General features: G+C 67.5%; 19 protein-coding genes. 5 read left to right on the forward strand and 14 right to left on the reverse strand.

Translation table 11 applies throughout. The annotated features are described in order from the left end of the window. Nucleotides 1-13 precede the first annotated feature (13 nt). Nucleotides 14-286 (reverse strand): ubiquitin-like small modifier protein 1, encoded by a 273-nt coding sequence (locus tag IEX72_RS07905; RefSeq protein WP_188786839.1) that lies wholly within the window; start codon nucleotides 284-286, stop codon nucleotides 14-16. Between the two features lie 271 nt (nucleotides 287-557). On the opposite strand from IEX72_RS07905, the gene IEX72_RS07910 reads away from it, so the two are divergent. After that, nucleotides 558-1,244, forward strand: coding sequence for a metallophosphoesterase family protein (locus tag IEX72_RS07910; RefSeq protein ID WP_188786891.1), 687 nt, complete (start codon nucleotides 558-560; stop codon nucleotides 1,242-1,244). Nucleotides 1,245-1,297: 53 nt separating this feature from the next. Here the strand turns inward: IEX72_RS07910 and ppk1 are convergent, their stop codons facing one another. The 6 genes from ppk1 to IEX72_RS07940 all read right to left on the reverse strand — a co-directional run bounded on the left by ppk1 (nucleotide 1,298) and on the right by IEX72_RS07940 (nucleotide 9,243). Next, nucleotides 1,298-3,667: a polyphosphate kinase 1 gene (ppk1, locus tag IEX72_RS07915; protein ID WP_229663786.1), complete on the reverse strand. Its 2,370-nt coding sequence runs from the start codon at nucleotides 3,665-3,667 to the stop codon at nucleotides 1,298-1,300. Beyond that, a complete protein-coding gene (gene phoU / locus IEX72_RS07920) occupies nucleotides 3,667-4,356 on the reverse strand; it encodes a phosphate signaling complex protein PhoU (RefSeq protein WP_188786840.1) in 690 nt (229 codons plus the stop codon). Before phoU ends, ppk1 begins: the two co-directional genes overlap by 1 nt. A gap of 3 nt (nucleotides 4,357-4,359) precedes the next feature. Next, nucleotides 4,360-5,271 (reverse strand): phosphate ABC transporter ATP-binding protein PstB, encoded by a 912-nt coding sequence (pstB, locus tag IEX72_RS07925; protein WP_188786841.1) that lies wholly within the window; start codon nucleotides 5,269-5,271, stop codon nucleotides 4,360-4,362. Then, nucleotides 5,264-6,874, reverse strand: a complete 1,611-nt coding sequence (pstA, locus tag IEX72_RS07930) for a phosphate ABC transporter permease PstA (RefSeq protein WP_188786842.1) — start codon at nucleotides 6,872-6,874, stop codon at nucleotides 5,264-5,266. Before pstA ends, pstB begins: the two co-directional genes overlap by 8 nt. Then, nucleotides 6,874-7,998: a phosphate ABC transporter permease subunit PstC gene (gene pstC, locus IEX72_RS07935; protein ID WP_188786843.1), complete on the reverse strand. Its 1,125-nt coding sequence runs from the start codon at nucleotides 7,996-7,998 to the stop codon at nucleotides 6,874-6,876. Before pstC ends, pstA begins: the two co-directional genes overlap by 1 nt. Nucleotides 7,999-8,067: 69 nt before the next feature. Further along, entirely contained in the window at nucleotides 8,068-9,243 is a 1,176-nt protein-coding gene (locus IEX72_RS07940) for a substrate-binding domain-containing protein (RefSeq protein ID WP_188786844.1), read from the reverse strand. A 197-nt stretch (nucleotides 9,244-9,440) separates the two neighbouring features. Here IEX72_RS07940 and IEX72_RS07945 point away from each other — a divergent pair, with 197 nt between their 5' ends. Further along, nucleotides 9,441-10,367, forward strand: a complete 927-nt coding sequence (locus tag IEX72_RS07945) for a halo transducer protein (RefSeq protein WP_188786845.1) — start codon at nucleotides 9,441-9,443, stop codon at nucleotides 10,365-10,367. Nucleotides 10,368-10,389: 22 nt separating this feature from the next. Here IEX72_RS07945 and IEX72_RS07950 read toward each other — a convergent pair whose 3' ends face one another. From IEX72_RS07950 to IEX72_RS07960, 3 genes are read right to left on the reverse strand one after another with little or no spacing between them, the layout of a single operon-like run. Then, complete coding sequence (locus tag IEX72_RS07950) at nucleotides 10,390-10,827, reverse strand: arsenate-mycothiol transferase ArsC (RefSeq protein WP_188786846.1); 438 nt, start codon at nucleotides 10,825-10,827, stop codon at nucleotides 10,390-10,392. Nucleotides 10,828-10,833: 6 nt separating this feature from the next. Further along, a complete protein-coding gene (gene arsB, locus IEX72_RS07955) occupies nucleotides 10,834-11,988 on the reverse strand; it encodes an ACR3 family arsenite efflux transporter (protein WP_188786847.1) in 1,155 nt (384 codons plus the stop codon). Further along, nucleotides 11,981-12,382 (reverse strand): ArsR/SmtB family transcription factor, encoded by a 402-nt coding sequence (locus IEX72_RS07960; RefSeq protein WP_188786848.1) that lies wholly within the window; start codon nucleotides 12,380-12,382, stop codon nucleotides 11,981-11,983. The genes arsB and IEX72_RS07960 overlap by 8 nt, the downstream gene beginning before the upstream one ends. Nucleotides 12,383-12,624: 242 nt before the next feature. Between IEX72_RS07960 and IEX72_RS07965 the strand changes: the two genes are divergently transcribed. Further along, nucleotides 12,625-12,852, forward strand: a complete 228-nt coding sequence (locus IEX72_RS07965; RefSeq protein WP_188786849.1) for a DUF7511 domain-containing protein — start codon at nucleotides 12,625-12,627, stop codon at nucleotides 12,850-12,852. 55 nt (nucleotides 12,853-12,907) lie between these two features. Continuing rightward, nucleotides 12,908-14,257 carry an NAD-binding protein gene (locus tag IEX72_RS07970; RefSeq protein ID WP_188786850.1) on the forward strand — a complete coding sequence of 450 codons (1,350 nt, stop codon included), beginning with the start codon at nucleotides 12,908-12,910 and terminating at the stop codon, nucleotides 14,255-14,257. Between the two features lie 6 nt (nucleotides 14,258-14,263). On the opposite strand, the gene IEX72_RS07975 is transcribed toward IEX72_RS07970, so the two are convergent. The 4 genes from IEX72_RS07975 to IEX72_RS07990 form a co-directional block, all read right to left on the reverse strand. Continuing rightward, entirely contained in the window at nucleotides 14,264-15,760 is a 1,497-nt protein-coding gene (locus IEX72_RS07975) for an HPP family protein (protein WP_188786851.1), read from the reverse strand. A gap of 3 nt (nucleotides 15,761-15,763) precedes the next feature. Beyond that, nucleotides 15,764-16,492 carry a nucleoside phosphorylase gene (locus tag IEX72_RS07980; protein ID WP_188786852.1) on the reverse strand — a complete coding sequence of 243 codons (729 nt, stop codon included), beginning with the start codon at nucleotides 16,490-16,492 and terminating at the stop codon, nucleotides 15,764-15,766. Between the two features lie 182 nt (nucleotides 16,493-16,674). Next, on the reverse strand, nucleotides 16,675-17,202 hold the full coding sequence (locus IEX72_RS07985) for a hypothetical protein (protein WP_229663787.1): 528 nt from the start codon (nucleotides 17,200-17,202) through the stop codon (nucleotides 16,675-16,677). A 68-nt stretch (nucleotides 17,203-17,270) separates the two neighbouring features. Beyond that, the gene (locus IEX72_RS07990) at nucleotides 17,271-18,083 is read right to left on the reverse strand and encodes a DUF63 family protein (RefSeq protein WP_188786853.1); all 813 of its coding nucleotides are present in this window, start codon (nucleotides 18,081-18,083) and stop codon (nucleotides 17,271-17,273) included. 123 nt (nucleotides 18,084-18,206) lie between these two features. On the opposite strand from IEX72_RS07990, the gene deoC reads away from it, so the two are divergent. After that, on the forward strand, nucleotides 18,207-18,863 hold the full coding sequence (gene deoC / locus IEX72_RS07995; protein ID WP_188786854.1) for a deoxyribose-phosphate aldolase: 657 nt from the start codon (nucleotides 18,207-18,209) through the stop codon (nucleotides 18,861-18,863). Nucleotides 18,864-18,957: the final 94 nt, after the last annotated feature.

Below are 18,957 nucleotides of genomic sequence, written 5' to 3' on the forward strand. Positions count from 1 at the left end.
GGGAGGTCCCGTTCTACCGCCCGCCGGTCACGGGCGGGAACATCGCGAGTTCGTCGCCGTCGGCGACCGACTCTGTCGGGTCCGCCGGCGACCCGTTCCGCATCAGGTTCACGTCGTCGGCGATGGTGTCGCCGTCGAAGATCCGCTCCCGCAGCCCCGTTGACTCCGCGAGCAACGCGTCGATGGCGTCGCCGACGGTGCCGTCGGGGTCGACGGAGACAGTGTGTTCCCGCCCCTCCGCGACCTCGGCGAGGTCCGCGAACAGCCGCCAAGTGACCGTTCCCATACCCGTTCTCGCGCGTCGTTGGAGTTGATACTGTCGGTTGTGGGTGCAGTCCGGGGTCGCCACCCCGTCGGTCGCTGGTAGCCCCACGGGTGACGGACGCCAGCGTCGGACCGCGTCGGGGGCCACCAGCCGCCTCCGGAGTCCACCCCGACCCCGGGGTGTGACTATGTACCGGTATAGTCCACTAGTAGCAAGCCATTAATCCGTGCCGGAAGAACCGGCACGCACGAACGTCAGCCGCGGGCGACGCGGCGACACGACCGATCCGTCCATGATCGAACCCCCTGCATTCAGCCCGGCCGTCGAACCGGGGCACGAACGAGTCGACAGCACCGCATACCGTGACATCTACGTCGTCGGCGACGTCCACGGAAGCCGGTCCGCGTTGGAAGCGTTGCTCGCGAGCCTCGATCCGGGCCCCGAAGACCTCGTCGTCTTCGTCGGCGACCTCGTCCGGAAGGGCCCCGACAGCCCTGGCGTGATCGATCTGGTCCGCGACGACGACCGGCTGGTGAGCGTCCGCGGGAACAACGAACAGAAGATCGTCCGCGGCGACAAAGATCCCAGCTGGCTTCGGCACGGCGACCGGGCGTACTTCGAGTCGTTACCGATCGTCGTCTCGTTCGACGACGCCATTGTGGTCCACGGCGGCATCGACCCCGAGCGCGCGCTGACGACACACGCGGCCGAGGAGCTCCTGACGATGCGTGCGCCACACGGGTCGGGGTACGACGGTCCGTTTTGGTACGAGGACTACGACGGCCCCTACCGCGTGTTCTTCGGGCACACCGTCCACGAGCGCCCGGTGGAACGCGACCACGCGATCGGGCTCGACACCGGGTGCGTGTACGGCGGCCAGCTCACAGCCTACGACGACCGCCGCGGGGAGTTCGTCACAGTCGACCCGGCGACGACGCACCAGAGCCGCAGTGCAGAGAAGATCGCGCCGGTACCCTGAGGCGGGTTGTCGGCGTCACCCTCCGTCGAAGGAGGACCCCGGCTTGGCCGCAACTACTCGTCCGGTGCGCCTGCTTCGCCCGCCTCGTCCGTTCTGTCCGGTTCGTCTACTCCGTCCGACCCATCCAGTCCATGTGATCCGGCTGTTTCGTCCGGTTCGTTCGCCTCGTCCTCGCTGTCCGTTCTGTCGCCCTCCGACCCCGCTCCGGGGCCCGAGTCGTCGCTCCACGCCCTGGTGTCGGCGTCGTGTCCCCCGGACGACGGCTGCTCTGCGGACTCGACGGACGGCTCCACGAGGAGGTCGCCCTCGATCAGGTCCTCGTCGACGACGATCCCCGCCCCGTGGCCGCGGTCGAGCGCCGCGTCGGTCGCCCGCATCAGGATCTCCTGGATGTCCCGCACCGGATCCTCGCCCGGTACCACCTGGTCGTAGCTCCCGTCGGAGCGCATCTCCCATCGGCGGCGGTTGTCCGCCAGCGACGCTTCGAGGATGAACCGGAGCTGTTCTCTGAGCGCCACCGTCTCGACCGGGGTGACGGCCTCAACTCGGTTGTCGAGGTTGCGCGTCATCCAGTCGGCCGACCCGAGGTACCATTTCGGGTCGCCCGCGTTCTCGAAGTAGAAGACGCGGGCGTGTTCAAGAAAGCGCCCCACGATCGAGTGGACCCGGATCGTGTCGCTCAACCCCTCGATTCCGGGGCGGAGCCGGCAGATGTCCCGGACGATCAGGTCGATCTCGACGCCGGCCATCGACGCCCGGTAGAGCTCTTCGACCATCTGCGGGTCCTCGAGCCCGTTGACTTTCACCACAATGCGACCCCGGCGACCGGCACGGGCGTGCTCAGCCTCCCGGCGGACCATCCGGGTGAACCGCTCTCGCATCGTGACCGGGGCGATCAGCAGCTTCCGGAAGCGGTCGTCGAGGGTCGGGCCGGTAAAGAAGTTGAACACCTTCGTGAGGTCCTGGCCGACGTCGCGGTCTGCGGTCAGGAGGCCCAGGTCGGAGTATCCCTTCGCGGTCTCGGAGTGGTAGTTGCCGGTCCCGACGTGGGAGTACAGCTCCACACCGTCGTCCTCCTGGCGGACAACCAAGGCGGTCTTGGTGTGAGTTTTCAGTCCGACGGTGCCGTACGCGACGTGGATTCCTTCCTCCTCGAGCTGGCGGACCCACTCAAGATTGTTCCGCTCGTCGAAGCGGGCTTTGAGCTCCACCATCACCGCCACCTGTTTGCCCGCGTCGGCGGCGTCGATGAGACTCTGGATCACCTTCGAGTCGCTGGCGGTCCGGTAGATCGCCGCCTTCACAGCGAGCACGTCCGGGTCGGTCGCGGCCGCGTCGAGGAACCGCTGGACCGTTCCCTCGAAGGAGTGGTACGGGTGGTGTGCCAGGATGTCCCCTTTGCGGATCTCGTCGAAGATGTTCGTCCCGTTGCCGGAGTCGGCGGCCGGCGGTCGGAGCCGCGGGTGGGGACGCGGCGTCCACGTCGGGAGCGTGAGATCTGGCCGGTCCAACTCCGTCAGCGTAAAGAAGTCCTCGAAGTCGATCGGTCCCGTTCGGTGGAACACCTCCCGGTCGCTCACATCGAGGTGTTCTTTCAGGATCGACACCGACGCCGCTGGCATGTCGGCGTCGACTTCCAGCCGCACGACGGTCGCGAACCGGCGCTGTTCGAGCACCTCCTCAACCATGTCGATGAGGTCTTCGGCGACCTCCTCGTTCCGCCGGACCTCGGCGTTGCGGGTCACTTTGAATTTCGAGACGTCGACGATGTCGATGTCCGGGAGCAACAGGTCGAGGTTGGCCTCGATCAGGTCCTCCAGCAGAACGTACCCCCCTGGATCGTCCGGGAGGTCGAGCAGCCGCGGTTGGTTCGGGGGGACCTTGATCCGAGTGAACGTCGTCTCGCCGGTGCCGTCTTCGGAGAGCACCGCAAGCGACAGCGAGAGGTTCGAAATGAACGGGAACGGGTGGGCGGGATCGAACGCAAGCGGCGTGAGCGTCGGGAGGATCGACTCCTCGAAGCGGGTCTGGAGCGCCTCACGGGCGCCCGGGGACAGCGTCTCGGGTTCGCGGATGTGGATCCCGGCGTCTGCGAGCGCCGGCCGCAACGTCGCTGTCCAGTAGTCGGACTGCTTCCGAAAGAGCGGGCGCACCGTGTCGAGCACCTCACGCCACTGCTCTTTCGGGGTCCGGCCGTCGGGCGTGCGGTCGGTGACCCCGGCGTCGATCTGCTGTTTCAGCCCTCCGACGCGTTTCATAAAGAACTCGTCGGTGTTCTTCGTGAAGTACGCGAGGAACCGCAGCCGTTCCAGGGGTGGGTTCCGGTTGTCCATCCCCTCGTGGAGCACGCGCTCTTGGAGGGCGAGTTCGGAGAGCTCGCGGTTGAGGTAGTACTCGGTGTCGGTCGGATTGGGGTCGCTCATCAGTAAATCAGCTCCGGGTCGTTGTCGACGGCGTAGAGTGTTCGGGCCGCGATATTAACTCCGTGGTCCGCCACGCGTTCGAGGTCTCGGAGCGTGAGCAACACTCGCGAGACGTCGTCAAGAACCGCCTCGACGTCCCAGGGGGTACCCTGGCTGTCGCCGGCGGCGGCCCGGCGCTCGATGAGGTCGCGGACGATATGCTCGCTCGCGGCGTGACACAGCGCGTCGATCTCGTCGTCGCGCGCGTCGATTTCGCGACACGCCGCAGCGTCGCGATCAGCGTACGCCGCGATCGCGTCGGCGACCGCGCCGTGTGCGCGCGCGCCGATATGGGTCAGATCCACGTCCGGGAGGTACCGGGTGTCCGCGGCGAGGGCGTAGCCCGCCAGGTTGGCCGCCAGATCGCCGACGCGTTCGAGGTCGGTCAGGATCTTGAACGACGCCGCGACGAACCGGAGGTCACTCGCGACCGGTTGGTGGAGCGCGAAGAGATCGATACACGCCGATTCGAGCTCCAGATACAGGTCGTTGATCTCGGTGTCGCCGTCGATCACGGCCTCGGCGGCGTCGGCGTCGCCGGCATCGAGCGCGCCGAGCGCGTTGTCGAGCCGATCCAACACCACCGCCGCCATGTCCACAACGTCGGCGCGGAGGGCGTCGAGCGAGTCCTGGAAGTCGCGGCGTGGCATCCGTTACCCGAACTTCCCGGTGATGTAGTCTTCGACCCGGTCGCTCTCCGGGTCTTCGAAGATCTGGTCGGTGTCGCCGTACTCAACGAGTTCGCCGCCGGTGAGGAACACAGCGGTCTGCTCCGAGATCCGGGCTGCCTGCTGCATGTTGTGCGTCACGATCACGACCGTGTACTCCTGGCTGAGTTCGGCGATGAGGTCTTCGATCTTCGCGGTCGCGATCGGGTCCAGCGCCGACGCCGGTTCGTCCATCAGGATGACCTCCGGGTGGACTGACAGACACCGGGCGATGCAGAGCCGCTGTTGTTGCCCGCCGGAGAGCCCCAGCGCGTTGTCGTCGAGCCGGTCTGCGACCTCATCCCACAGCGCGGCGTCGCGGAGGCACTGCTCGACGAGGTCTTCGCGTGCCGCCTCGTCGCTGCGACCGAGCACCCGGGCCAACAGCCCGGTGTCGATATCGCCGTGTTTCTCCGGGCCGTAGGAGATGTTCTCCCGGATGGACTTCGGGAACGGGTTCGGCGACTGGAACACCATCCCAACCCGTTTCCGGAGTTCGACGAGGTTGACGCCCTCCTGGTAGACCTCCTGGCCGTCCAGCGTGACGGAGCCGTCGATCCGCGCGCTGGACACGCGGTCGTTCATCCGGTTGAGACACCGGAGGAAGGTCGATTTTCCACAGCCGGACGGCCCGATGAGCGCGGTGACGCTCTGTTCGGGAATGTCCATTGAGACGCCGTCCAGCGCGTGATCGTCGCCGTAGTAGACGTCGAGGTCCTCGACCCCGATCTTCGTGGGGGCGTCGAAGGAGTAGTCGCGCCACTCGTCGCGGACGTGCTCGTCGGTCTCGCCCGTTGTTGTCCCGACGCGCTCGGTGTCGGTGCGGTCTGTCTCGGTCGTGGATGTGGTCTTACTCATAGTCGAGTTTCCTCCGGAAGTAGTACCGCGCCCCGATCCCGATCGCGTAGAACGACAGGACCACGAGGAGGAGTACCAGCGCGGTCGCCCACTGGAACTCCGTCGGGGAACTCACGTTGTCGCCCAGTCCGACCCCGGCGGTGATCAGCGCGTACAACTGGAAGGGTAGAGCCGTCGTGGCCCGCAGAAGCTCCGGGTTCGCAACGAACGGCGGGGTCGAGACGAACTCGAAGCCGCCGATGACGTCGACGGTTCTTTCCCCCGGCACGAACGTTCCGCCGGTCATAGTCAGCAGGATCGGCGCCGTTTCGCCCGCGATTCGGCCGACCCCGAGGATGACGCCGGTCACCACACCCGGGAGGGCCGCCGGAACCACCACGCTCCGGATGGTCTGCCACTTCGAGACGCCGAGGGCCGCGCTTGCGTCGCGGTACTCGTCGGGGACCGCAAGCATCGCCTCGCGGCTCGTGATCAACACCAGTGGCAAGAGCATGAACCCGAGCGTCAACATCCCCGACAAAAGGGACTTCCCGCCGCCGAACCGGGGAATCAGGAACGCAAACCCGAAAAGGCCGAACACGATGCTCGGGGTGCTCCAGAGCCCGTTGGTCGCGACCTCGACAACCTGGGTGAACCGGCCGCGCTCGGCGTACTCGGTCAGGAAGATCGCGGCGCCGACGCCGAGTGGGACGGCGAATAGGACCGCGCCGACCACCAGCCAGATCGTCCCCGCGATCGCTGGCAACACGCCCTGGAAGTCGTTGAACAGCGAGACACCGTGCATCACGAACGGGATGGAGACGGGCAGGGCGAACCCGAACACCGTCGGACCGGTGCCGAGCCCGAACTCCGTCCCGTTGAGTAACCCGGGGATCCCGCGAAAGGCGGTGAACGCGATCAGGATGAAGAGCACGCTCACGATCGACCCGGCGTTCAGATAGATCAGGAGGTACGCACCCATTTTCCGGCCGCGGGCGCCGAACCCGCCGTAGGCCTTCGCCGCGGCCCACCCGGCCAGCAGCGCACAGAACAGGGTGACCACGGGGATCGCGAACTCCGCGGTCAGCGAGGCCTGCTGCTCGAACTCCAACTCCCAGACCCACGCCGGCCCGACGGAACCGGTGAGGAACGTCATACCGGCGAGAAGTGTCACCGCACCCGCCGGGAGCGTCGAGCCGATGTCCTCACGCGGGACGGCGGTCACCGCGGACGCGACCGCACCGGTCAGGAGGGCGACGAACGCCCACGCGACCCCGCCGATGCCGAGCACGCGCGAAGTCACGGCGCCGCCGACGGCGAACCAGACGACTCCAAACACGACGGCGGCGACGAGCCCCGCGCTCCGGCTCGGTTCCGTCTCGACGGCGCCCACGTAGGAGCCCACGCCGAACGTGATCACGGCGACCCCGAGGAGCGATAGAGTACCGCCGAGGACCGTCACCACCGGGACGCCCGCGAACGGGTCGCTGATGGTGATCACCTCGAACAGCGCCGCGAGCGAGGTCACGAAAAGGACCGCAGCCAGCGCGACAGCGGCGGCGGCAACCGCGTTGCTCCGGGAGGTGTCACCGCTGACGAGCCGGGTCTCGGCCGCGCCCGCCATCAGTTCTCACCCCCGAGCTTGCGGCGCATCCGCCACTCGATGTACTGCGAGCCGACGGAGATCGCAAGGACCGTAATAAACAGGATGACGCCGGCGGCAAACAGCGCGTCCATCTGGAGCCCGTCGGCCTCGCCGTAGTTATTCGCGATCAGCGACGTGAGCGTCGACTGGCCGTAGAACGCGTTGTAGAGCGGCTTCGTGAGCTGCGGAACCCCGCGGAGCATCACCGTCGCCGCCATTGTCTCGCCGATCGCGCGGCCGACGCCGAGCAGGACCGCGGCGGAGACCCCGGAGAACGCCGCCGGGATCGTGATCGAGGCCATGGTCTGCCAGTCGGTGGTGCCCATGGCGAGCGATCCGCTCTTCATCGACTCGGGCACGCTGCTCAGCGCGTCCTCGGCCACGGAGACGACCGTCGGGAGCGCCATCAGCCCGACGACGATCCCAACGAACAGGTACGACCCCTGGCCGGTGGTCCGGAACTGGTCGGCCGCCCACGGGCTCAGGATGGTGAAGCCGATGAACCCGTAGACGATCGACGGGATGCCGGCGAGGATCTCCACGCCGGGTTTGACCGCTTCACGGAGTGTTGCGGGCGCGATCTCCGAGAGGAACAGCGCCGCCGAGATCCCGAGCGGCGCGGCCACCGCGGTCGCGATCAGCGTCACCATCACCGTGCCGTGGATCATCGGCACCATCGAGTACCGGATCGGCGGCGACACCGCGTCCCACTCGGCCTGGGTGAACATTCGAAGCCCCGGGACGGAGATCCCGAACACCGTGGTGCTCTCGTAGACGAACACGGGGATCGACTCCACGAAGATGAAGACCGTTATCAGGAGTAGGATCAGTATCGTCCCAACAGTCATGGCGAACGTCAGCATCCGGGCGGTCAGCCCCTGGTGGTTGAGCCAGCCGTAGCCGGCTGCCACGACGAAAATCGAGAATGGGACGATCGCAAGCGAGGAGACCGAGAGGAAGCCGGCGAACGCCACGAGGAGTGCGCCAGTCATCACGCTCACAACGGCGAGGGCTGTCGGGTCTTGATCCTCGATGAAGTTCGACAACGCCCGTACCTGTTGCGTGACCGCGTTGCGCGCGGCGAGTACCTGTGTCCCGATCATGTCATACCGGTTCGTGTCCGCGTGGTGTCTTCGAAAAGACCGGACGAGGGCTGTACATAGACAGCAGCGTTACGCCTGGTCCGGAAGCTTCGCCGCCTCGGACTCGATGTCCGACGTGGGGAGTGGGATGTAGTTGTTCTGCTCGACGAAGACGGTCTGGCCGAAGTTGGTCAAGAACATGTTCAGGAACGCGCCCTCTCGGAGGTCGGTGCCGTCGGGCGTGTCGTCGGTGATCCGCGTGTACATGTGGAGGTCGCGGTTGAGCGGGTACGCGCTGTCGAAGATGGTGTTCTCGGCGTTCTTGTCGGGTTCGTAGAGCGTCCCGTCGAAGTCGATTCCGATCGGCTGGACGGAGTCGCTCGTGAACGCCAGCGCCATGTACGCGATGGCGCCGTCGTTGTTCGAGACGGCCTCCGCGACCTGCTGGTTCTGGCCGAACCGGGTGTTGACACCGTCCATCGACGCGTCGGCGCTACCCAGCATGTTCAGCCGGAACGAGGTGTCCGTGCCGGACCCCTCGGAGCGGCCGATGACGAAGATCTCCTGGTCTGGCCCGCCGATCTCCGACCAGTTTTCGATCCCGCCCTGGTAGATCTGCCGGACCTGCTCGCCCGTGAGCTGGGTGACACCGGCGTCGTAGATGTCGCTGCTGACGACGACCGGCTGGCCGTCGCGACCGACGACGTGGTCGACGTAGTTCTCGGAGGCTTCCTCCTCGCTGAGGTCCAGTTCGGCGGTGATCGGTCCCGAAGAGTTGCCGATGTCGACCAGCCCGTCGCGAACCGCCTTACACCCGGTGCCGGAGTGACTCAGGCTCACGGTCGCGTTGTACGGTGGGTCGGAGCGCTGCCCCGTCGGCTCGAACCCATAGAGACTCGCGAAATGGTCCGCGAGATTCATATCGGTGTCGAGGTCGTCCCAGCCGGGGACGGTGCTCTCGTCGTTCGAGCCCCAGTACTCGCCGTCGCTCGGCGGCGCGTTCGCGTTCCAGTAAGACGCGCCCTTGTTCGAGATGGGGTACACGGTTGAGGAGCCCTCGGCGTCGAGGAGTTCCGTGTTCATCCCGGAGTCGCCGCTCGAATCGCCACCCGATGTTGCGGTCGAATCGCCACCCGATGTTGCGGTCGAATCGCCACCAGCCGAACTGCCGCCACAGCCCGCCAGCCCGGCCGCCCCGACCACGCCGGACGTGACGAGAAACTTCCGCCGCGATACTCGCGTGCCACCCGCGTTGCCCTCTGACATCACCAGTTGGTACCCCGGAACTGACTAAAGCGGTTTATAATACCCCTATCAGGTGGGTTGTTCCACCCCGTTTCAGAACGGATCGGACAGTGTGGGGGTGTTGAGCTATATACAACTTTGTAGGTCTCCGTACGGGTCGGGTTTTCGGGGGACGAAACTTACCAAGAGCTACGGGGGAGACGACCCCACAGCGCGGTATGGAGACTGCAGAGCCTAACGGGATTACTACCACCGACGTGATCGACGCGGTCGACGAACCCGACCCCGACGTCGTACGCGACGCCCTGGAGCCGGTCACCGAGGGGGGGATCGTCACCCGCGAGGCAGTCGAGGCCGCCGTCTCCGACACCTCGAAACTGCTCGCAACGGCGGAGACCCGGATCGAACTCGCGGGGGACGCCCGCGCGGATGCTGCCGAAGCGGCCGCCCCGATCGCTGACGTGCCTTCGGTCCGGAGGCGGCTCGACGCGTCCGGCGAGCGGCTGTCAGCCGTGGAGTCGTTCGTCCCGGAACTCCGCCCCGGGTTCGTGATACCCGATGGCGTCCGTCACCGACCCGGGGTGGTCTACGACCTGGCCGTCGAGATCCGCGACGTCGTGGCGACCGCACAGGAGGCGATCGAGGCGGCCGACGACCTCTCGTTCGACGCCGAGCAGTTCGAGTTGTGGGCGACCGATCCCCGCCGGCGGTACGACGCGTTCGAGCAGGACGTCGAGTTAGTGAGAGAGTCGGTCACAGACCTCGACACCGCGGCCGACGCGCTTGCCGACGCCGACGACCCTGCAGTCCAGTGGGCGGACGCGACGATGCGGGTAGAGGTGCTGTCGCTGCTCGTCGCCGACCTCCAAGCCGAACGTCGCGACCTCCGCGCGGTTGCCGAGCGAACCGGGGATCCGATCCGGGACGGCCTCGGCGCGGCGCTGGACCCCGCTGCGGACCGACTGGAGGCGGTCGAGTCTGTGCTGGCCGCCCGCGCCGTCCCGACGTGGCGCGACCGGTTCGGGCCGGACATCGGTGCACTCGAGCGCGGACTCGCTCCGCTCGACCCGCCGGTCGAGTGGGAGACTGTCGACCGGATCCTAGAAGACCACCGGCCGGCCGTGACCGGTGACGGGGCTCGGTAGCGTCGACGGGCCCACCCGGCAGTCACTTCGTCGCCAGTTCGTCGAACAGCACCACCACCCGCTCTTCGACCTCGTCGCGGATGGCGCGCACGTCGTCGAGGTGGGCCTCGCTAGGGTCGTTGAGCGCCCAGTCGCGGACGTCGACGTCGTCGCCGACGGTGCCGACGTCGAGCGTCGAACACCCCATCGTCGCGACCACGTCGCAGGAGCGGAGCTCGGATTCGGTGATCGCCCGGGGCGTGCGGTCGGAGACGTCGATCCCGACCTCGGCCATCGCGTCGACCACCACGTCGTGGACGGCGGCGGCGGGGGCGGTGCCGCCGGTCAGGATCCCCCAGTCGAGTCCCCGGCGGCGGACCTCGCGCTCGGCGAAAGCGGTGGCCATCTGGGACCGCCCGGCGTTCCGGACGCACATAAACGCGATTCGGGTCGGATCCGTTGAGTGAGTGTCGTGGGTCATGGTGGATCAGTCGTCAGTCGTCGGGTCGGGGACGCGCCCGGAGCCGTCGCCGCGACCGGCCCAGTCGTACCGCCGTTGGAAGTACAGCGCGACGTTCACCAGCGCCAGGAGTACCGGCACCTCGATCAGGGGGCCGACCACGGTGGTGAACGCGACCCCCGAGCCGACCCCGAACACTGCGACCGCGACCGCGATCGCGAGCTCGAAGTTGTTCGACGCCGCGGTGAACCCGATCGCGGTCGTGGTGGAGTAGTCCGCGCCGATGCCGCGACCCATGCCGAAGCTCACCAGGAACATCACCACGAAGTAGATCGTGAGCGGGACGGCGATCAAGAGTACGTCCCCGGGCGAGCCCACGATCCGGCCGCCCTGGGTTGCGAACATCACGATCACAGTGAAAAGCAGCGCAACGAGGGTCAGCGGGTCGATCCGCGGGACGAACTCCTCGTCGTACCACTCCCTGCCCTTCACGCGCGTGCCGACGTACCGGCTGAGAAAGCCCGCGCCGAAGGGGACCCCCAGGAACACGACGATCGCCTCGAACACCTGCGTCGGGGTGATGTCGAAGGTGGTGATCCCGGCGACAAGCGGCTCCATTCCCAAGAGTGGCGGGAGAAAGAGCGCGAAAAACCAGACGTACACCCCGTAGGTGACGATCTGGAACAGGCTATTGAACGCCACCAGCCCGGTGACGTACTCGGTGGACCCCTCTGCGAGTTCGTTCCACACCAGGACCATCGCGATGCACCGCGCCATCCCGATGAACACCAACCCGAGGAAATACTCGGGGCGTGCTGGCAGTCCGGGGATGAGCCCCCCGAAGAAGACGACCGCAAGCCCGAACATCAGTGTCGGCCCGATGACCCAGTTCTGGACGAGGCTCAGACTCAATACGCGGTGGTTGCTGAAGACCGCCCGGAGCTGCGAGTAGTCGGCTTTTGCGAGCGGCGGGTACAGCATCAAAATGAGTCCGACCTCAACGAGGTGGAGTTCCCGGATCGGTCCCGTGACTGCGGGCGCGACGAACCCGAGTCCGACTCCGACCGCCATCGCGCCGAGGATCCAGACGGTGAGGTATCTGTCGAGGAAATCCATCGACCGCGGGTCGCCGCAGGCGTCACAGCCACAGTTCGGACCGTGGTCGTGGGTGGTGTTACTCACTGACGGTCACGCTTCCGTTGAGCACGGTCACGAGTGCCACCGCGCGGTTGGTCGCACGATACATCTTCCAGCGGCCGTCCTTCCGGCCCGCAACGAGCCCCGCGTCGGCGAGCGTCGAGAGCGCGTGGCTGAGTCCGCTGTCGCTCACGTCGACGACAGCGGCGAGTTCGCAGACGCAGAGCTCCTCGCCGGCGGCGACGAGCACGCGGGTTAGCGTGTACCGCGTCCCGTTTGCGAGCGCCGAGACCACGTCGAGTTCGGCGTCTACCCGTTCGGTCCCGAGCGCCGCCTCGAGGGTCCCCAACTCGTCGAGCCGGCGCTCAACGTCTTCGTCCCGGCAGTCCCCGAGTTCCTCACCGAGGTAGCGACGGAGCCGATCCGTGGATTGTGCCATCGATTGCAGTTGAAGACATATTCAAATAATACCTTCGAAGATAGATACAAATGTCTATTTTGAGCCTCTGAGTAGTGTTCTAAAGTAACCAGTGGAAACAGCGTTTTAGATTCTGTGCAACCAGTGAGCAGTCGACTGCGATCAGTTCGCCGGGCGTTGCGGTCGGACATGTACCGTGTATAGCGGTATAGAGCCCAATTAGCAGCAGTTATTCTGTCCCCGTGGGACGGGAGACTCGAACCATGAGCGAGTCGCCTCCGGGCCGCGGCGGTGACACTACCGCTCGTCCGCCGACCGGACGGCCGCCGCGAGGCGCCCCGTTACCGACGCTTGACCTCGTCGTCGTCCGCCGCAGTGACGGTCCCGACCGCGCGACAATCCACCCGCGGGGCCTGACCGGCATCGCCCGGACGGAGACGTGGCTGTCGACGGACTGCGCCGCCGTGGTCGACCTGGCGGCGTGGCGGTAGGCGGCTCCGTCGCGGTACGATATTCTTTTGTTACAGTACGGTGGGAAATCCGGGTATGGCGTTATCCCGGGACTGGATCGGCGCACGCGCGTCCGTGGTCGTAACGCTCCTCGTGGGCGTTCTCTCGGTCGTGACCGGGATCGCCAGCATCGGCACCGGTGGCACGGTCGGTTTCCGGGTAGCGGGCGTCGTCGTCCCCGGCGTCGTGCGGCAGGCAACCGCATTCACCGGGACGTTGACGGGGTTCGTCCTGCTGGTCAACGCGTTCGGACTCCGGCGCCGTCTCCGCGCTGCGTGGTACGCGGCGATGGTGCTGTTTCCGGTCACCGCCACGCAGGGGGTGCTGCAGACCTCCCACCTGTCGCTGCCGCTCGTCGGCCTCTCTGTTATCGCCGTGTTCGTCGTCGGGCTGAACATCCGGATCTTCGACCGAACGGCGTCGCTGACAACGGCGCAGGTCGCATCGCTGTCGGCACTGGCGGGCGCACAGGCGTACGGAACCGCGGGGGCGTTCGCGCTTCGGGACGACTTCGATGGCGTGTCGACCCTGCTCGACGCGTTCTACTTCTCGCTGGTCACCGGGAGCACCGTCGGTTACGGCGACGTAACCCCGACCTCGCCGGTTGGGAAGGTCTTTGCGCTGTCGGTGCTTCTGGTGACGGTCTCCTCGTTTGCGGTGGTGCTCGGAGTCGTTTTCACCCCACTCATCGAAGCGCGGCTGTCGAAGGCACTCGGATACATGACCGAAGAACAACTCGACATCCTGGAAGATCACGTCCTCGTGCTCGGATTCGGGGACCTGACGGAACCGATAGTTGAAGAACTCACCGGGAAGACAGACACACTCGTGGTCGTGCCGGACGAGGAGCGTGCGCGCCGACTCACCGACCGGGGCTACACCGTCCTCACAGGCGACCCCAGCGACGAGGACACACAGCACCGCGGCCGGATAGCGGTCGCCAGCGCCGTTATTACGGCCACGAGCGACGACGCGGAGGACGCACTCGCGATTCTGACCGCACGCCAACTCAATCCGAAGCTCACCATCGTCGCGGCCGCGACCCAACGGGAGAACGTGAACAAGCTACGGCGGGCGGGCGCGGACACGGTGATTAGCCCGGCGGTGCTCGGTGCGCACTTCCTCGCGGAGTCCGCCCTCGGCCACACGGGCGCGGAGGCGATCGAAAACAAACTACTCGGCACCGACGACCTCAACGCGGTCAGCACCGATAGAAAGCCCGCGGACGCGGCGGACGAAAGCGACCGCGTTGGCGAGGCGTCCGCGGGCGGGAGCGGCGGGAGCGGCGGGAGCGGCGGGAGCGGCGGGAGCGGCGGGAGCGGCGGGACTGCCGGGGGCGACGGTGGCGAACCGCCGGACGACTTGGACGGCAGCGCGGGGCGGTGACGGCCGTCACGGAATGCCGCGGTTGAACACCGCCACGTCGCAGTCGAACTCCTCGAGTCGGCCGAACGTTGGCGGCGACACCAGCCGCGAGGCGGGCGAGCGCTCGCCGCTTGACCCCACCACAAGCAGGTCGTACGACCCGGCGTTCGCGTCGACGAACGCACCGACGGACGTCCGTGCCACGCGCGTCTCGACGTTGCCGTCAGCGGTCTCGACCAGGTGCTCCAGCCGCGTCTCCGCCCGACGCCGCTCGGACTCGTCGTCGATACAGGTGGTGACACTCACCGTTCCGGTGCCGGCTTGTCGGGTGGCGAAATCGATCATCCCGTGTGCTGTGTCGCCCGGGCGAGCGACGAGCACCAGCACGCGTCGCCACCGCCGGCGTTCGGACCGCGACCGGAACGCAACCGCGTCGATCGGCCCCCCGAAGATCCCGCGGAGGTACGCCGACTGGGCGTCGTCACCGACCTCGTGGGGCATCACCACGAGGTCACAGTTGGCTTCACGGGCGGCCTGAAGCGTCGCCCCAACCGGTGGCCCGGCGACCACGGCGACCTCCACGGGGACACCGACCTCCGTCCGGATGGCTGCCGCCTGCTGCTCCAATCGAGCAACGACCTCAGCCGTCTCCGGCGGGACCGACCTGTCGGTGTCGTCGGAGGCCGATAGGTTGATACTGAATCGCTCACTCCCGTCAGCGACGCCGCTGGCGGTCGGAACGGTGACATCAACGCCGGTTTCGTCGTCGGCCGGGGAGTCCGTCTCGGAGACGAGTTCGAGTAACACGACCTTCCCCGCCTCGTGGGCGGCGGCGAGGCGGGCGCCGAAGAAGGCGGCCCGGTCCGCCGCCTCCCCGTACATTGGGACCAGTACGTGGTCGTCACCGCGGACCGTCTCGTAGAGATACTCCGCCCGGCGCTCGTAGAACCGGCCGCGCCAGACCCAGAAGACGGCGGCGACGAACGACGACGCGAGCGCGATGCTGACGACGTAGATCACGGGATCGACCTCTCCGGTCACGAGCGCCAGAAGGGCCGTCGAGAACGCCGAGGGGGATTCGATTCTCCCGGCCCAGGTCACGATCCCGGTGAGAAAGACGGCGAGTGCCGCGCTTTCGGGACGGATCACGCCGACTGGGATCCCCCCGTAGGCGGCCGCGACGGCGGAGTAGGAGGCCAGCCCGCAGACCGCGCCGGCGGTGAGGCTCGCGACGAACCGGATCGGGTTGGCGTATCTGCCCTCCGGGTCGGAAAAAAGCGTGTACGTCCCCGCGGCCAGCGGCGGGAACAGCAGGAACGACAGAACCTGGATCCGGTTCGAGAGCGAGGTCACAACCGCAAGCAGGACTGGGACGACCACCACCACGGAGACGTGAAGCAGGTTGGTGGTGTTCTGGATCCACCGCCGGAACTCCGAGAGCTCGCGCCGCTCGATCCGGCGAAGCCGCCTGCGGGCCGCCACCAACCGATTGAGCACCGGATCGAGCGGGTGACGATCCGACATCGGTTACGCGAGAGCCGCGACCGCATCTAGCGTGATCGAGATGGCGCGTTCGACGTTGTCTTTCGCCTTCTCGGGGAGTTCCGACTCGGAGTCGGCACCCTTCTGGGTACCCGCAACCAGGTTGCCGTCGACCGTACAGATCGCGCCCGCAGCGAGACCCTTCCGGCGGGCGAGCGAGAACACCGCCGCCGCCTCCATCTCCACGGCGAGCAGCCCCGCAGCCGACCACTCGTCGACGTAGGCGTCGGTCTCGGCGTAGAACGCGTCGTCGGAGACGATCGGCCCGACGTGGACGGCCTCGTCGTTCTCCTCGGCGGCGTCGACAAGCGAGGAGAGCACGCCGTAGTCGGGAACCGCGGGGAGCACCTCCGACTCGTAGCGTTTCGAGGTGCCTTCCTCCTTCGCCGCGCCGGTGGCGACGACCATGTCGCCGATCTCAATCCCGGACTGGAGCGCCCCGATGGTTCCGACCCGAATCAGTGTGTCGACGCCCACCGCGGCGAGTTCCTCCACTGCGATGGCCGCGGACGGACACCCGATCCCGGTCGAACAGATCGTGAGCGGGACACCGTTGTGGGTCGCGTTCACAACCTTGTACTCGCGGTTCGCAGCGACCCTCTCCACGTCATCGCACTGTGCGGCGATCCGATCAACGCGGTCGGGGTCGCCGGGGATGAGCGCGGTACGTTCGACATCACCGGACTCGATCAGCAGATGCGGCTGTTTCGCCATACCTGGTGCGTCGGGAGAGGCAGTGAAAAACCGCGCGGTCGGTGTGGGGTACTGGTCGGGGAGGACTGAGGTGGTGGAGGTAGCGGGGACACGGGCTTGGAAGCCCCGTCAACTCCCGTCCGAGAGCGCGTTCCCGGCGGGCTGTCGCTTGAGTACGTACGACCCGCCACGGCGCCGATCTCTCAAAACACGCTTGTCACGGCCGGAACCACCGCCGCTACGGTGACGCCAAAGACGACGACCGCCCGGAGCCACTGTCCGCGGACCGCGGTCGCGCGGTCCTCGTAGATCTCTCGGCCCCGGCGCGGGAGCACCAGGTGGGCGAAGAACGCGTAGATGAATCCGGAGACGACGAGCGTCGCGAGGAGGTGTGGAACCGCGCCCACCCCGCCGACAGCCGCGACAGCAGGCAGCGTGCCGACGCCGAGCAGATACACCAGCGCGTAGAGTACGCCCGCGGCGCCGCCGGCGATGTGGTGGACGACGAACGCGCTCCGGAACGCGACCGACGACGGCGGCGAGCGGGTTAGCACCGACGCGGCGGTGTACGCCGGCGTGAACCCTTCGGCCTGCCGCGCCATCGGGAAATCCATGACGACCGCCGCGAGCACGCCGCAAGCCACACACACGACCACGAACGGCGCGGCCTCGCCGGTCGGGAGGTCGCCGGCCGTCGCGGCGAGCGGCGTGGACGGGGGCGTGAGTAACACGATTTTGTAGGCCGGTGCGAACCCGCAAAACACCATCGGTTCGGTATGTGGTCGGCCCTCGCGCGGCGTCACCCGGGGGTCGCAATCGTGAACAACAGCAGGTTGTGAACCGCCGGCCCGAGCCCCACAGCCGCGACGAACCCCAAGAGCAGCCGCGACCGGGCCGGTTCCGCCCGCATCAGGTCGGCGAACAGCCACACCACGACCGACGCGACCCCGAGTTTGACGAGCACGAACAGCCACGCGGTTCCCAGGATCGGCTCCGTGGGGAGCCCCCCGGCGAACTCGATAATGAGTCGTGACAGCGGCGTGCGCTCACCGAACCCCAGTACGTCAACGCCGACCGCGGTCGAAACCCCATCGAGGAGGTGTGCGAAGACCACGAACGCCCCGAGCGAACCGGTCTCCCGGACCTCCGGCACGGCGCGCGTGAGTCCGGCCCACGCCGCGGCCGCGAGCGCCGACGCCGCGACGAGCGCGACAGCCGGGGCGGCGGGCGACAGCGACCCGCCGGCGACACCGACCGCGACGACGGCCCCGAGCGCGGGCACCCCGCCGGAGGTCGCGAGCGCGGGCGCAACGGTTGACTCCTCGAAGGCCGCGTCCGCCAGCACCCACGCCCCCACGCCGACGGTGCCGACCGTGACGTAGACCGCCGGGGTCCCGCCGAGGGGGTGGACCGCGTCCGGGAGCGCGCCGGCGGTGTAGAGCACGTGAACCGCCGATCCGAGCACCATCCACGGCGCGAACGAGAGCACTCGACCCGTGGTCACGGCGGGTTGACGCCGCTCGGCGGCCCACGCCACAGCCCCGACGGCGGCACCCAAGCCGACGAGGTACGGCAGCGGCGGCAACGCGAACCCTTCGGGGAGGATCGCCATACTGTGAGGAGCGAACCCGCGGGCAAAACGGTACCGAAGCCGGGTCGTCTCGGCCCGGTGGGGCCGTTCGCACCTGCCCCGGCCAACCGCCAACCGTTTTTCACTCGCTCTCGTGGCCACGGTATGGACAGAGCCGAATTCGCCTCGCGCATCGATCACACAGTCCTGGGGCCGACCACGACCCCCGCGGACGTCGAACGCGTTCTCGAGGAGGCGGCGAGCCACGGCACGAACGCGTGCGTCCCGCCGTGTTACGTCCCCGAGGCCGTAGCGGTTGCGCCGGGGGTGACCCTCGCGACCGTGATTGGGTTCCCGCACGGGGCACACGCCACGGCCGCAAAGTACGGCGAGGCGGTCGACGCCTGGCAGTCCGGCGCCGACGAGGTGGACATGGTCGCGAACATCGGGCGGCTGAAAGCCGGCGACGACGAGGGCGTCCGCGAGGACATCGCGGAGGTGGTCGCCGCGGTCCCGATTCCGGTGAAGGTCATCATCGAGACCGCGCTCCTGACCGACGCCGAGAAGCGGCGGGCCTGCGAGGCGGCCGCGGCGGCGGGCGCCGACTTCGTGAAGACGTCAACCGGCTTTGCCGACGGCGGCGCCGTCGTCGACGACGTGGAGTTGATGACGGAGTACCTGCCCGTGAAAGCCAGCGGCGGCATCGGATCCTACGAGGACGCGGCGGCGATGCTGGATGCGGGCGCCGAGCGGATCGGGGCGTCCGCCGGGGTCGAGATCGTCGAGGGATTCCCGGCGGACGAGCGAGACGGATCGTTGTGAGGGCGTCCCATATCAACCCGTTGTGAGGGCGTCCCAAATCAACCCGTTGTGAGGGCGTCCCAAATCAACCCGTTGTGAGGGCGTCCCAAATCAA

It is taken from the genome of Halobellus salinus, from assembly GCF_014646875.1.
GTDB lineage: Archaea > Halobacteriota > Halobacteria > Halobacteriales > Haloferacaceae > Haloquadratum > Haloquadratum salinum.